Raw genomic sequence first — 14,876 nt, 5'->3', positions numbered from 1 at the left:
TTCATACAGCGTACTTCTAACAAGTTTCATTGAGCGTAATGGCATATGTTTTATCGATACCCAACAGTAGTTGCATTTTTATTATCAATATTTTCATTTTCAGGAGCTACTGAGCAGGTTTGCAATGAAGATGGCGCGAGAACAATGCCATTAGAGCGTTACGTTATCTTTGATAATAATTATTATGTCCGGGACAGAGTAACTGGGCTGGAGTGGACGCGATGCGCCATAGGGCAATCTTGGGATGAAACTAACAAGCAATGTCAGGAAATCACTAAAAAGCAGGTAAAGTCCTGGTTCACTTACCAAGGCGCAATAAAAGAAGTAGCTCGGTTTCGTCAGCTAACCAAAGATAACGAATGGCGACTACCAACAATTAATGAATTGCTGACTATTGTCGAGCATAGATGCCAATCTCCTGCGATAAACACAGCAGTATTTCCCAATACACCTAGTTGGCGTTTTTGGTCAATTAGCCCTATGACAGCCAATGATCAATATGCATGGGTGACTGATTTTGAAGACGGTAGTTCAAAAACAATTTTAAAATCGGTGTCATCACATTATATTCGCTTAGTGCGCGGCAATTCTGTCTTGTTAAATAAACCGAAAACAACGGAGGAGAAACGACAAGAAGATTTGCAACGATGGAATGACGGTGTGCACGCACTAACCAACCCGGATGTAACCAAATTACAGACCTATGAAGACACATTAAGTTTTCTACCAAAAGACAGCTCTGGTCACCCTGACTGGGCCAAAGCTCTCAACCAGCAGCTCATAGAACCCCGAAGCCATAAGTATGCCGATCAAGCAGAGCAAATGATCATCTGGCAACAAGATATTATCTATAAAGATACGGCAACCATGCCATGGGTCGTTTTTCCGCATAAAACCCATACTCAGTGGCTGTCTTGTAAAAATTGCCATGAAAAACTATTTAGCAGCAGCCAAAACAAGGCAAATATTTCAATGGCATCTATCTATATGGGGAATCACTGCGGTGCCTGCCATGGACGAGTAGCATTTAATGTAAATACCTGTGAACGATGTCATTCAATAGCACATGATGGTATGGGTGAAAATGGGCGAAAAATGCTGGAAAAACCACAAAATTAATGCCCTTTAGTAAAGGTTAATTGCTGTTGGAGTTTATCAATCAAGCAGGTAAGAGACTGTTGATCAATTTCTTCTGCTTTGTCAGGTAACTGCTTCACAGTATCGCGAATGGTCTGGGCGCGTACTACTTCATGAGCTTGCCATTGCTTAATTTGAATAGAAAGGTCGTGATTTGGCACATTATCAGCAGGAGTAAAACTGAAGTTTAATTGACCAATATTACGCATAGTATCCGTTAAGTGTTTAATAATTAAGTTTATATGTTTTAGCCAAATGACGTGTGCAATAAACAGTGCAGCAATATTAATCAGACTCATGATAGCCACAACCTTGATCATTTCAACGAGAAACAAACGATAGAATGGCTCGTTAACATCTTTATGTATTTGATAAATTTGTGCGTCATAAATACTGTTAAAGCTAAAATACAGGTAGGCCATAGCAGCAATGATCATGATAACTTCTAAGCCGATGAGCAAAGCCATCAAATAGCCCTGTAAATTTTTATCGATATATTTAATTTTTCTTCTGTTATGCATGTGCACGCTCTATGGGTTAAATATCATGACAACTATTACAAAGCTTGTATTGTGAAGCCCCTGCAAACACACCTTCGCCATGTACCTTTGCGTAGGCTTTATGGCAGGAAATACAACTCACCTTTCCTTCCGGCAAATTAATCCGTTTGTCTATTGATTTTATTGGCCGATAGCCACCATATTTGGCTGCTTCATTATAATCTCGGCCAATGGGGTGACTGACTCTACCATTTGAATGACTGATGCTGTTGTTATTTGTCAACGTTATGGCCAAGTTTCCAGACTCATTACTGTGGCACTCAATACATTTTGCGGAAAACGAGTCTATTTTTTCGCCAAAAGGTTCGTTTTGCGCAACCGTATGCCCTGAAATAAACAGGGAAGTACCTAAGTCTTTCATATTGTCGAAAAAACTTGCTTGGTGACAGTCATGACAAAAGGCTTTTCCCTTTCGATTAGTAACCATTAAGCCCTGTTTATCGCTATGTATATCATGACAAGTGCTACAGGTAAGCTTGTTTTCCCAATTTAGCTGATAAATATCAGGTAATTCTCTGTTTGGAGAAAAGCCTGAAGGATGGCTCGCCTTGATGGCATTTGGATGACAACTTGCACATAAGACCTCTTGCGAGTTAAGCAGCATGTAGGCATTTTTTGGGGTTATTTCATTAGAGGCCAAGTGACAACTTTGACAGTTACTTACCAATAAATGTGGCGACTGACGGCCTATCACTAGGGAGATACCAAAGGCAATAATAGCGATTAGCCCTAACAAGAGCACCATCATCTTCATAAAGTTAATCTGGCCTCCAGCGCTTTGATTTTATTGATGCTGTCTATCATTTTTTTCTTATCTGATGATGCTTGACTGTTTAATTTGGCAAGCCGATCGACTTCAGTCAGTAGCACCTGATAGTGCTCTAACAAGGCATTAATGCTTGTTTCCATCAACACACACTCTTCCTGAAAGTAGTCATAACTACGAATTTTGATAAACGGGAGAGGTGTTTTATGTTGATGTCCAAACTCCAAATTTCTGGCAAATCTAAATAACGGCCCCGCTACGCGAAAACTGCTATATAAGGTGATCACATAGGTAGTTGCTGCGGTGGCACCAATTAACCAAATACCAACGCCCAACAGAATAACTGAAAGATTATTTTGTGAGTTTGTCAAAGACTGCAAGATTGACAAATAATCACCGTCAGGCACATCCATACTAACAATCAAGATGGCCAAGGATAAACACGCTATAACACTTACCCAGAGTGCGACTGTTGCAACACGTTTAAATAAACTCAAGTTCATAGCATGATGAGTAAATCGCTGCTTATGGGTTGATATATATGGGTTGTTAGTAATATTCATCTTGTGTCCGACGGTCTTTTTGACAGCAGGGTTTCATTCAATGAAGCCCTGCTGAACGTTTTAACAACTTTAAACCTAAGCTGGTAACACGCTACAGTTTGAATGTACGTTAATGTCGTTATCAGTTTTTCTTAGCCTTGATTGCTTGGTATTCTTTATCCGTTGGTGGCGACAATACACCTAAGTAGCCTTGGGTTTTATCAAGAGCTGCCGGCCTAAAGATATCAACTTTACGATGAAATTGATCCGCCATTAATATTCTTCCATCTTCATCGACAGCAATACCAGAATTGAGCATGTAATGACCTGGGTATAATTTATCGCTTCGCTCACCGATGAATAATAGTAACTGACCTTGTTTATTAAATATTTGAAAATTACCAAAGGCAGCATCGGAGACATAAATATTCTTATCATTATCGATAGATATTCCTCTGGGACGACTGAAATGACCGGCCTGACGCCCAATAGAACCAAATTTCAACACCAGTTTTTCCGTTGCTAAATCAATAACTTGAACTCGAAAATTACCACTATCAACGACATATAAGAGGTTATTATCAAGAGCGATATCTTTTGGAAGGTTAAATTCAACATCTTTGCTGCCTCGTGTCCCTATAGTGCGCAAAACTTCTCCTGTCGAAGCATCCATTTCTAAAATATGATGTTTTTGTGTTGACACACCACCAGTATCAGATATGTATACACGATTACCATCAGGTGTCACGGCAAGTCCAGTCGGCATAGAGAACAAGCTTTTTTCGCCAATTTTTCTTAAGTACTCTCCGTCTCTATCATAGATTTTGATATCACCTGAGCTCTGGTCCATAACATATAGGTTTCCTTTCTCATCGACATCAATGCCAAAAGGTTTTACCAATACTGAATCGGTAGGAGCTTTTACTTGGCCATAAAAATATTCTTGAGGGTCAAAGATATGCACAGTGCGTTTCGGGGGATCGCTGACAAAAATTCTGCCTTTATGAACCGAAATATCAAAAGGCTTGAGCATGCCTTTACCAACACGATTGGTCCCTGTTAGGTATCTTGATATTTTGCTGTCTTCTGTCTCAAATTCAACATCTAAATTTGATAATAACGTTTTCTCAAAATAGAAGCGGACTTGTTCTGGAGGCTCAGGATAAGGGATCTCTTTGACTTCATTGGTCTGAGGCTCAATATTTGACGAGCACCCTGATATTAATACCATGCCTATGGTAAGGCTAAAAGCAAATGACTTAAATAATTCACGTGTTGGCATCTTGTATTCCTATTAAACGCTGCAATGATTGTAACGTTACTTCTCTTGAAACATGCAAAGTTACTTGGCTTGATAATTGCAGCGGTCAACGCAGAGGTTAATACGGCAGTTATCGAAAGTTGATTAACACAAAGCAAATATTAAGCCGATATTTTTTAAAAAAGCTCTGAAGCTATTTTCGCCAGAGAATAAAATTCAATGCAAAATAGAGAATAAAGATCATCCTAGATCTCAAGAGTAGATAGATTTGAGTGTTTTATGAACATAATTGGAAAAGTTGTTTTTTTTACCCTTTACGCAGTTTCATGCTATTGCGCATACTCAACAGCAGCAACAACAGAAGGGGCACAAATTTGGCGAAATAACTGTGCTACTTGCCATGGTGCAGATGGACGGGGCTCTCCTCAGATAAAAGAGCAGCTCGAAGGTGAAATAGTTGACTTTACTTCTCTCGCATTTGCCGAAACCAATGACAGAAAAAAAATGTTATTAGCCGTACGAGATGGCGTTAGCAACTCAATTATGCCTGGCTTTAGAGATAAATTAAGCTACCAGCAGATGCTGGATGTTGTCGATTATGCCACTGAAAATTTTATGCTTTCACTTGCCATGGGGGAAAACTATCAAGAAGGTAAAAAGATATTCGCAGATAATTGCTCTGTCTGTCATGGTGACCAAGGACAAGGGGCTATTTGGACAGCAGCGGGGCTATTTCCTAAGCCCGCCAACTTTACCAGTCCGGAAAAAATAGCTGAACTGACACGCGTTCGCATGATTTTCTCCGTCACTAATGGGCGTCCTGAAACAGCAATGGTTTCATGGAAAACTCGACTATCAGAGCAGCAAGTCACTGCAGTAGTCGATTACATTAGAGCAGCAATTATGAAGGTATCGGATGATGATACCGCCTTTGGCTCTGTTATGGGCAAATCTCAAGATACACAAGATCCCTTTTTAAGTGCTCAAAGCTATAATGAACAAGATATTGAAACTATCACGCCATCAAATACTGTCACTGATTTGCAAGAAATAGACAAACTCGCTCAATCAGGCAATGATCCCTTTTTAGAAAGTTCAGCTTATCAGGAGAATGAGGATCCCAATATTGGCCAAGACGATATTTATGCTGGAAAAGCCCATGATCATCAAGCTCATATGGGGAAAAAATTAAATATAACCGATCCCTTACCTAATGAACTTATTGGAGACTACATGGCGGGACGAAACTTATACAGAGATACTTGCGCCTCATGTCATGGCGTGAAAGGTAATGGTCAGGGTCCCAGATCTTATTTTATTTTCCCAAAACCGAGAAACTTCACACATAGTGCGGCACGGGCAAGTTTTAGTAGAGCCCACATTTATGAGCGTATTCGCACCGGTGTGGTAAGAACCGAAATGCCCGCATGGGGAACGGTTTTAACCGATCAACAAATGGCAGACATTGCAGAATACGTTTTTATGACCTTTATTAGTCAGAAGAGAGTTGACCCCGACTTTTGGTCTGATCAGGTAAGTAAGCAGGAAAATTAAAGGTGTTGATAAGAGTTATTTTTTACTATTGTTTGTATATTTTTAGTGGCGCAATACTCGCGACAGAAAAAACAACTGGCGATGATGCGTTATCTGAGGGCAGAAAAATATATAACTATCGTTGTTATTATTGCCATGGCTACTCTGGTAATGCGAACACTCTAGCTGCTCGCTTTCTTGAGCCTAAACCGAGGGATTTTGTTAACAGTTCGTTGGAAAACCTGACAAGAGAGCAAATGATTTCGGTGGTGACTCATGGCAAAAAAAATACCGCAATGACTGGCTTCACTAAGTTTTTATCTGACAACGAAATAGCCCTCGTTGTTGATTTTGTGCGACAGGAATTTATGACCAATAAGCGAGAAAACACCCGATACCATACCGCTGAAAATGGTTGGAAAAACCATAACAAATATCAAATTGCATTTCCGTTCGCAACTGGAGAAATAGCACTGGATGTCAAACAGGAAAGTCTAACCGAGCAACAAAAGCTTGGATTGCAATTGTATTTAACCAGCTGCATTACCTGCCATGATAACAGCCGGGTAGAAGAAGCTGGCGATATTTGGCAAACACAGTCAATTTCGTATCCACGAAATAATTATTCATTCACCAATTTTGATGGTATGACCGGCGCCAGTACTTATCAAAAGCACGATACGTTTCCGTTATTAAAAACCGAGTCAGCACAAGTAAAACAAGGTGAAAAGTTATATAGAGATAACTGCGCATTCTGCCATGCCATGGATGGCAGCGGGCAAAATTGGATAGGTAGCTTTTTGGATAACAAACCACAGAACTTAGGGGATGCTACTTTTATGAGTAATATCAACAAAGAAGTCCTTAAAACAATGATCAAAAAAGGGAAAACCAATACTTCAATGCCCGCATGGGAATCAGTTCTGTCTGAACAACAAATAGATGCAATCATCAGCTACATAGACGAGGCATTCCATCATATCAAAAATTAGCTTTTCAATTATTGTCGGTATGCTGCTTTGTTCCCTGTCTTGTAGCGACCAGCCAAGGTATGCTGAGCTCATAGGAAAACAGTGGCCAAATCCGCCGAGCCAACCTCTTTTCTTTACTGGTGCACAAAACAAGCGGCCAGCAGATAATGGCTGGCGTTTGATTAACCTATGGGCCACATGGTGTGAGCCCTGCCGAAAGGAAATGCCTTTGTTGCAAGAGCTTGCTAATCAAGTCAAACCAACAAATCTTTCCATCCAACTCATATCTGTTGATATAGATCTAAATTTAGTAAAAGAGTTTGTTTTACAATACGACATAAGCTTGCCGATATTTATTAGTCCACAGGAGGTGATAGAGCAGTCTCTCGATAATGCAGCATACCCGGCGACTTATTTAGTTAGTCCAAATGGCAAAATTGTCAAAGTCTATTTGGGAGCAAGAGAATGGTCATCCGAGCAAATGGTGACGGAATTACAAAACATTATGAGAAGTGAATCGTAAAAACATGACAAGTCCAGAAAACAAAAAGCTTAGTTTTTATAAAACCATTCGCGGACGAGTGCTTTTGTTTGTTGCCATGTTATCTATATACGCCTGTGCATTATTTATCTACAGTCTTGACCAGAAAGACATTTTACTACAAAAAATTAATGAAATAGATGCACTACAGGAAACGGAAACTGTCTTGGTGGCTGCTGACTTAGCCGTTTTCGATGCCATTACTCAGTTGTTAATCGTACTTGAACCCGTAGAAAAAGGGGAAGTGCTTTTAGGCACTCATGAGCACTTTAATTTACTCACTCAACACTACAACAAACTCTCAAAACTTTACCCAGAAAGAGCCCCGTCGTTTTTTGCTCTGATAAGTAGTTTGGCTAAAGTGGTCATGTCTCCCAGCTTAGATGACTTACGGGTTGTTAAAGATAATTTAAAACAACATAAATTAGCGCTAAATGAATTAATTCAGGCAAACTTAGCGAGTCGACAAAAGTTATTCAAAGAATATAAAAAAATCAGTGATCAGGCGGTGAATCGGCTGATACTGCTCACTTTGGCTGGCATCTTTATTCTGGTTATTATTTCCAACCTTTTCTTTGGCAAAGTGGCTTTTGATATCAAACGCGTACTGGAACAAATTAAAGATATCGTTGCCAGAAAACAATGCCCACCGCTTGCAACAAAGCGCGATGATGAAATAGGAGTGCTGATCCGGGGAATAAACGAACTATCAACCGCGCTGGATGAACGTGACCGACAGTTACATATAGAAAGAATTGATCGTTCTTACTTTGAAAGTGTCGGTGCGATTGAAAAATTAACAACAGGTTTGGTGCATGAACTAGGTAATCCTATCGCGGCCATTGACGGCATCGCCATTGAAATTGAGCGATCACGGGAAGATTTATCCCCCGAGCTGCAAACAAATATCACTTTAATCAAAGACTACTGTGATAAGTTACAGTTAATTAACAATGATTTAGCTTACCTAGCCACACCAACAAGCAAAGAATATCAGCTGATTGATTTTAACAGTATCATTAGAAAAACAGCGAGTCTGCTACATTATGATGAACGCTGGTATGGAGTAGACGTTGAGTTATCACTAGACTCTACATTGCCTGCCTTTTATGCCTGTGACGGTAAATTACGGCTACTATTAAATAGTATATTAGTGAACAGTCTTGAAGCAAAAATTCAAGATAAGCATAAGGTTATTATTGAAACCTCTTATATTGATGACAAGATTTGTCTCATGATCAAGGATAATGGCATAGGGATGAATGACCAAGTTCTTGCTCAGGCTTGTGATGCCTTTTTTACCACAAAAGACCCATCTGAACATAACGGAATGGGATTATTTAGTTGCCTATCCATAGTAAAAGCCCATAAAGGCAATCTATATATTACCTCAACACCGAATCAAGGGACTGAGGTAGGTATTACTTTTGTTGTTACTACCTCAGATGATCAACATGATGAAGGGGAGCAATTTGAACCATAAGCTCTTTTTCTTAGCAATAAACCTTATCTCTATTAAGGCTTTTGCGTCAACGGATTCAGTTAGCATCACTTATGGTCTTACTGCAGCTTTGATCGTGCTTACATTTATAGTTTTATTATATTTGTTACGACTAAGCCATAGAGCAAGCGCCAATTATTTTGAAGTTGTCAAACATTCCAGCCAACCAGTTTTTATTACTGATAAAGCTGGAAAACTAATTTTTGCCAATGATGTCGCCCTCACACTCGTCGGTCAGTCATTGGCGCAATTAAAAGCAAGTTCAATATTTGATTTAATCGACGGCATACCAACATGTCTATCAAATAACATCCCCTGTCAATTAATAGAAATTAGTAAAATTTGCTCGTGCGATAAGTTGTCCAATGACAAAGGACAGTTTTCGGTTATACATAAAAGTGGTGCTAAATACCCAGCCAATATCAGTGTGCTAAAGCAAAGTACAGGAGATTTTGTTTATTTTCTACAAGAGCTGACAACCCAAAAGAAACTTGAGCGGCAATTAGAAAAGCAAAATAAAGTGGCAACTTTAGGGGAGTTTTTAGCTGGGATTTTGCATGAATTAGGTAATCCTATGGCTGCTATTGAAGGTATTGCTACGGAACTATTGTGGCATTTAGAAAACAATAAACAGTCATTATCGATTGATTATGTAAAAGAACAGCTCAATACCATTCAGGTACAAACTAGACGCATTAGTCAGGTGAAAAATGAGTTTAGTTTGATCAGTAGTGATACCGAGCAGCAGGCATGCAATTTACAACTCATTGATATCCAGAGTTTATTAAAACAACTAGTGGATCTAGCACGCTTTGATAAGCGCAGTCGTCATATATCCATTGAATTAGAAACTACCGGCCAACTGCCGGCTGTATATAGTGATATAGGTCAATTAACTCAAATTTTGCTAAATGTACTGTCAAACGCAATGGACGCTCTACAGGAACGAGAATACGGAAACATTAAAATTAGTACAACTGTCGAAGCCGGGGCAGTTAAAGCGACTATTTTGGACAATGGACCAGGTATCGAAGAAAACAAGCTAAAAAAAGTATTTGAGCCATTCTATACAACCAAAAGTGAAGGAACAGGCTTGGGCTTAATGATTTGTAAACGTCTGGCAGACTCATTAGGAATTCAATTAGGTATAACCTCTGAATCAAGTAAGAGTACTGAAGTAGAACTTGTTCTACCAATAAACCGTGGTGTTTCATGAAAAATTTAAAAATACTTATTGTAGATGATGAACCTGCAATCAGGCATATTCTATCCAATGTGATTGAACGAGAAGGGTGTGAAATTGATGTTGCCGAAGACGGCACATCAGCGTTACAGGCATTAAGCAAAAAAGAGTTTGATGTCGTCTTTAGTGACGTTCGTATGCCTGATTTTACCGGTATTGAGTTACTCAAACGCGCGCGAGAAAAAGGCATCGAGAGTCAGTTCATTATTATGACAGCATTTGCTTCAGTTAATACCGCAATTGAGGCGATGCGCAATGGCGCATATGATTATTTAACCAAACCGCTACGACCTGAAGATATAGTACATCGATTAAATCAAATTTCTGATTTTATTGGTTTACGTTCAGAGAACAAAGTACTGAGAGAGTTAGTAATGGGCATTGGCGATAGTCAATGTCAAATGGTATCCGATGCCATGAACGTTGTTGACCGATTAATACTCAAGGTCGCTAAAACCGACTCAACAGTATTAGTGACTGGTGAAAGCGGAACGGGTAAAGGGATAACAGCAAGGACAATTCATCAAAACAGTCATCGAAGTTCAGGCACTTTTATTCCTGTGAACTGTGGTGCAATCCCCGAAGCTTTAATGGAAAGTGAATTATTTGGCCACGCCAAAGGTGCTTTTACCGGCGCGAATAAAGCCAAAAAAGGACTGTTCGAGGAAGCCAATGGCGGCACCATCTTTCTCGATGAAATAGGAGAATTACCATTACACCTACAAGTAAAACTGCTCCATGTACTTGAAGATAAAAGGGCACGTCCGGTTGGCAGTGAACGCTTTGTTGATATTGATGCTAGGATAATTGCTGCAACCAACCGTGATTTACAACAAATGGTCAAAGAAGGAAAGTTTAGAGAGGATTTATATTTTCGCTTAAACATATTCAATATCGATTTACCGCCAATAAGAGAGAGAAAGGAAGATATTCAGTTATTGGTCAAATTTTTCATTCAATCAGAAAGAAAAAAAATGGGCCTTAATCAAGCTTATGAAATTGAACAAGAAGCCCTGGAACTCATTGAAAATTACTCTTATCCTGGCAATATCAGGGAGTTAGAAAATACCATTGCTCGGGCCATGATCCTTGCCGATGACAATATGATCAGGACAACAGACTTACCTAATCAATTATTAAATCAAAAGAATATTCAAACAGGTGTCAAAACGTTACGTGAACAAGTACAGGACTTTGAGCAGGAAGTGATCAAAAAAGCCCTGAATGTTGCAAATGGTGATAGACGAATAGCGGCAGAGCGTTTGGGGTTGGGCTTATCTAGTTTATACCGAAAACTTGATGAGTAGCACGATTTTTGCTTAGACAATATTTAATTCTCGTGAAAATCTTCACTAATAGGAGTAAATAATGAAACTTTGCAAAATGATGTTCTGCTTCTTAATTGGGGCAAGTAACTTTTCATTAGCACAGACAACTGTCGAACATGAAGCCTCATTAAAGGAAACTGATCAGGTACAAATTTGGGTAAGTAAAGGTTTAACTGCTCACCGAAAAGATGACTTGATGGACGCTATAACCTGGCTTTCAAAAGCCGCAAAAGAAGGGCATGCCCATGCTAAGGCAATGTTAGGTTATATATATATTCGTTCAGGTGAAAATGAATTGGCTCTGCCTTTATTAACAGCCGCTGCTGACCTTAACGAAGGATTAGCCCAATATGAATTAGCGACTATATATGGGCAAGGCACTTTAGTGGAAAAAAATGATGGCAAAGCTGTAGAGTTACTTGAAAAGTCCATTGCCCAAGATTACTTTCCTGCTTTTGTTACGTTGGCTAAAGCCCATGAAGAAGGCTCTCTTGGCTTGAAAAAAAATAATGCTAAAGCACTCGAATATTATCAGCAAGCGAGTGACAAGGGTTACTCTACCGCAACATACCGGCTTATTAGCGCATATAAAAATGGTGAACTAGGTTTGGCGATCAACCAACAAAAAGTAAAAGATCTAAAAGCAATGTTAGACAAAGCTTCTAAGCAACGAAAAGAAGATAGTGTCGCAAAAATGAATGTAGACCAATATTAACCGATTAAAGAAATCATAAATGATGAAAATTTTAATAACATACTTCCTAGTTTTGCTGCTTAGCCTGATAGCTTCGACGTCTGTGTATGCCGGCAATGCCAAAACGGGAAAAAAATATTACCAAGAAAATTGTGCCCAGTGCCATGGCCTTAATGGCAAACCAACGTTACCAAGAGCAGCAAATTTTTCAAAAAAAGAAGGACTACGTGTCAGTGATAGCGCTTTAGTTCAACGCATCAAACATGGTGGTAAAACATGTCCAGCATACAGCGGTTTGCTTCGTGATGCTGAGATCATTGATTTGATCGCCTACTTAAGGGTGCTGAGATAATGAAATCCTACTACCAATTCCTCACCTTATCTTTCATCATCTTGTTGCTTGGGGCTTGTAAAGAGCCTGTTCAGGATGTTGTCATCTACGAGGTAAAAAACAGCTTTAATGTTGGTGATAATGCATTTGTACGTTCTTTAGCCGTTGAACCGAAAAAGCAATCATTATGGGTGGGAACATCCATGGGGGTTCATCAAGTTGATTATATCAGTGGTGATTTAAAATCAACCTTTACCCGTGAGCATGGCTTAGCTAATGAGTATGTTTTTGCTATCACAGTCGACAAAGATGGTTATAAATGGTTTGGCACAAATGCTGGCGGCATGTCTCGCTATAAAGATGGAGAATGGAAGACATTCTTTCCTTTACATGGATTAGCGGACTATTGGGTATATGCGTTTGCCAATCACCCGGATGGTAGTTTATGGGTAGGAACATGGGCCGGTGTTAATCATGTTAATCGACAAACGCTTGAGTTTAAAACGTATGTCAAAGAGCTTATCAATGAATGGGTCTATGGTATCGATATTGAAGAAAATGGCACTATTTGGTTTGGCACAGAAGGTGGCGTTACCCGTTTCGATGGTCAGCACTGGCAATCATGGAACCATGATGATGGTTTAGGTATAGCGAATGAAAATGGTCTTCCTTTCAGTAAAAATACCGGTCTAGGTACGCGTTCAAGACATGATCTTGGTATCCTTGCTGGAGGAAAAGCGACCTATAACCCAAGTTATGTTTTTTCCATTAAAATCGATAGCCGTGATAATGCCGTATGGGCAGGCACCTGGGGAGCTGGCGTTGGACGATTTCAACAAGGTAAATGGTCAAACCTGAGTGTTAAAGATGGTTTAGCAGGTAACATCGTCTATTCAATTATGCAGGCATCAGACGGTGCTATGTGGTTCGGCACTAATGGCGGAGTGTCTCGCTACGATGGGATAAACTGGCAAACTTTTAATGTCCGCAATGGGCTACTTAATAATGATGTCTATTCCATTGTTGAATCACCAGATGGTGCTGTTTGGGTAGGCACCCGAAGCGGTGTGAGCCAGCTTACTCCCCTCATGATTAAACAATAAGGTTCATTATGAATAGATTACTTCTAATTATTGCCTTGTCTGTGGCCGCATTAACTTTTTATCTCTGGCAGGATAACGCGGCAAAGTCCGATGAAGCTAAATCCTCACAACCAGCAGTTGTTGATACCGATAGTTCACCAGCCAATGACACTACACAAGTTGAGAATAAAAATCAGCTAAAACCAAAAAGCAAATTTGTTCACTTTAATGTGGGTAATCGTAATGTAAAATCAATATTTGCTGATGGTAAATTGATGTGGGTTGGCACATCGGGTGGGCTGGTTCGTTATAACCTTGAAACGGAAGATTACCAACACTTTAATGTCCGTAATGGCTTACTTGCCAATGGGGTTTTTCATGTAAGTAGGCTTGATGACAATAGGATTGCGGTTGGCACCTATGGCGGAGGACTGTCTGTTCTCAATGAAACAACTGGAGCATGGTCTCGCTATAATGTACCAAACGGACTAGGCGATGCTTTTGTTTATGACTTGTTAACAGCCAAAAATGGTGATATCTGGATTGCAACATGGACCGGTGTCAATAGAATCATCGACGGACAATTAGACAACCCTAAAGCATGGCAATTGTTTACTGTAAAAAATACTGATGGTGGAGTACCTAATGACTGGATATACGGGTTAGCAGAAGGCAATAATGGTGATATTTGGTTAGCAACCGAAGGTGGACTAGCCCGATACCAAGATAAACAATGGACAAATTGGCAACATGAAGATGGTTTAGGTGCCAAATATGAGTTAGTCAAAGACTTTAACCCATTTAAGCGTGATCCGGCAAAATATTCTAGCCACCATGCAAAACAAAAAGTAGAACAAGGGTTAACCGGAGTGAATACAGCTTATAACCCTAATTACATTGTATCTATGGCTGTCACTGACAATGGCGCTGTATGGGTTGGCACTTGGGGTGGTGGATTAAATTACTTTGATGGTGAGAACTGGCAGGTTTATACCCACCTCGATGGTTTACCCTCAAACCATATATTCATGTTAACCATGGATGATAATGGCACTTTATGGATAGGCACAAGTAAAGGGTTAGCGAAAAAATCTCCCAATAGTAACCAGTTCACTTTATATACCACAGAGGACGGCTTGTTTGCCGATGCGATTTTCTCTATGGATATACAAGACGATGGTACCTTGTGGATTGGCAGTTTTGGCGGCGTTGCCCGTATCAAAGGCTTTGATCATTAATCTGATACCCTTCTGCGCCCATCCATAGATGTTACGTGTGATTCATCAACCCCTTATGATGAATCACACAATTGTAATTCATCGCCAGCTCGGCATTTATTAGGCCATCAAAAGCTTTTCACATTTCTCAGAATTGAGAACCTAGTCT

Annotated in this window: 15 protein-coding genes; 11 read left to right on the top strand and 4 right to left on the bottom strand. The window is 39.8% G+C overall.

The window, feature by feature from the left end; all coding sequences use genetic code 11:
• Positions 1 to 45: 45 nt before the first annotated feature.
• Entirely contained in the window at positions 46 to 1,119 is a 1,074-nt protein-coding gene (locus tag IV514_RS14410; protein WP_206485986.1) for a DUF1566 domain-containing protein, read from the top strand.
• Here IV514_RS14410 and IV514_RS14405 read toward each other — a convergent pair.
• From IV514_RS14405 to IV514_RS14390, 4 genes are all read right to left on the bottom strand, one after another.
• Entirely contained in the window at positions 1,116 to 1,658 is a 543-nt protein-coding gene (locus IV514_RS14405) for a hypothetical protein (RefSeq protein WP_206485985.1), read from the bottom strand. The two genes, IV514_RS14410 and IV514_RS14405, sit on opposite strands and share 4 nt — an antisense overlap.
• 16 nt (positions 1,659 to 1,674) lie before the next feature.
• Positions 1,675 to 2,451, bottom strand: a complete 777-nt coding sequence (locus IV514_RS14400; protein ID WP_206486309.1) for a cytochrome c3 family protein — start codon at positions 2,449 to 2,451, stop codon at positions 1,675 to 1,677.
• On the bottom strand, positions 2,448 to 3,026 hold the full coding sequence (locus tag IV514_RS14395; protein ID WP_206485984.1) for a hypothetical protein: 579 nt from the start codon (positions 3,024 to 3,026) through the stop codon (positions 2,448 to 2,450). The genes IV514_RS14400 and IV514_RS14395 overlap by 4 nt, the downstream gene beginning before the upstream one ends.
• A gap of 121 nt (positions 3,027 to 3,147) precedes the next feature.
• On the bottom strand, positions 3,148 to 4,287 hold the full coding sequence (locus tag IV514_RS14390; protein ID WP_206485983.1) for a hypothetical protein: 1,140 nt from the start codon (positions 4,285 to 4,287) through the stop codon (positions 3,148 to 3,150).
• 258 nt (positions 4,288 to 4,545) lie between these two features.
• On the opposite strand from IV514_RS14390, the gene IV514_RS14385 reads away from it, so the two are divergent.
• The 10 genes from IV514_RS14385 (at position 4,546) to IV514_RS14340 (ending at position 14,728) form a co-directional block, all read left to right on the top strand.
• A complete protein-coding gene (locus IV514_RS14385) occupies positions 4,546 to 5,820 on the top strand; it encodes a c-type cytochrome (RefSeq protein ID WP_206485982.1) in 1,275 nt (424 codons plus the stop codon).
• A 2-nt stretch (positions 5,821 to 5,822) separates the two neighbouring features.
• On the top strand, positions 5,823 to 6,791 hold the full coding sequence (locus tag IV514_RS14380) for a cytochrome c (protein ID WP_206485981.1): 969 nt from the start codon (positions 5,823 to 5,825) through the stop codon (positions 6,789 to 6,791).
• A 19-nt stretch (positions 6,792 to 6,810) separates the two neighbouring features.
• Complete coding sequence (locus IV514_RS17645) at positions 6,811 to 7,293, top strand: TlpA disulfide reductase family protein (protein WP_206485980.1); 483 nt, start codon at positions 6,811 to 6,813, stop codon at positions 7,291 to 7,293.
• Between the two features lie 4 nt (positions 7,294 to 7,297).
• A complete protein-coding gene (locus IV514_RS14370) occupies positions 7,298 to 8,794 on the top strand; it encodes a HAMP domain-containing sensor histidine kinase (RefSeq protein ID WP_206485979.1) in 1,497 nt (498 codons plus the stop codon).
• Positions 8,784 to 10,028, top strand: coding sequence for an ATP-binding protein (locus IV514_RS14365; RefSeq protein WP_206485978.1), 1,245 nt, complete (start codon positions 8,784 to 8,786; stop codon positions 10,026 to 10,028). Before IV514_RS14370 ends, IV514_RS14365 begins: the two co-directional genes overlap by 11 nt.
• A complete protein-coding gene (locus tag IV514_RS14360; protein ID WP_206485977.1) occupies positions 10,025 to 11,362 on the top strand; it encodes a sigma-54 dependent transcriptional regulator in 1,338 nt (445 codons plus the stop codon). Before IV514_RS14365 ends, IV514_RS14360 begins: the two co-directional genes overlap by 4 nt.
• A gap of 61 nt (positions 11,363 to 11,423) precedes the next feature.
• Positions 11,424 to 12,098 (top strand): SEL1-like repeat protein, encoded by a 675-nt coding sequence (locus IV514_RS14355; protein ID WP_206485976.1) that lies wholly within the window; start codon positions 11,424 to 11,426, stop codon positions 12,096 to 12,098.
• Positions 12,099 to 12,117: 19 nt separating this feature from the next.
• Positions 12,118 to 12,429 (top strand): cytochrome c, encoded by a 312-nt coding sequence (locus tag IV514_RS14350; RefSeq protein WP_206485975.1) that lies wholly within the window; start codon positions 12,118 to 12,120, stop codon positions 12,427 to 12,429.
• Positions 12,429 to 13,511, top strand: coding sequence for a two-component regulator propeller domain-containing protein (locus tag IV514_RS14345; RefSeq protein ID WP_206485974.1), 1,083 nt, complete (start codon positions 12,429 to 12,431; stop codon positions 13,509 to 13,511). The genes IV514_RS14350 and IV514_RS14345 overlap by 1 nt, the downstream gene beginning before the upstream one ends.
• Before the next feature lie 8 nt (positions 13,512 to 13,519).
• Complete coding sequence (locus tag IV514_RS14340; RefSeq protein ID WP_206485973.1) at positions 13,520 to 14,728, top strand: two-component regulator propeller domain-containing protein; 1,209 nt, start codon at positions 13,520 to 13,522, stop codon at positions 14,726 to 14,728.
• The last annotated feature ends 148 nt before the right edge of the window (positions 14,729 to 14,876 follow it).

This window comes from Thalassotalea sp. G2M2-11 (assembly GCF_017168195.1).
GTDB lineage: Bacteria > Pseudomonadota > Gammaproteobacteria > Enterobacterales > Alteromonadaceae > Thalassotalea_E.
This window is presented reverse-complemented; position numbering and strand designations above follow the sequence as displayed.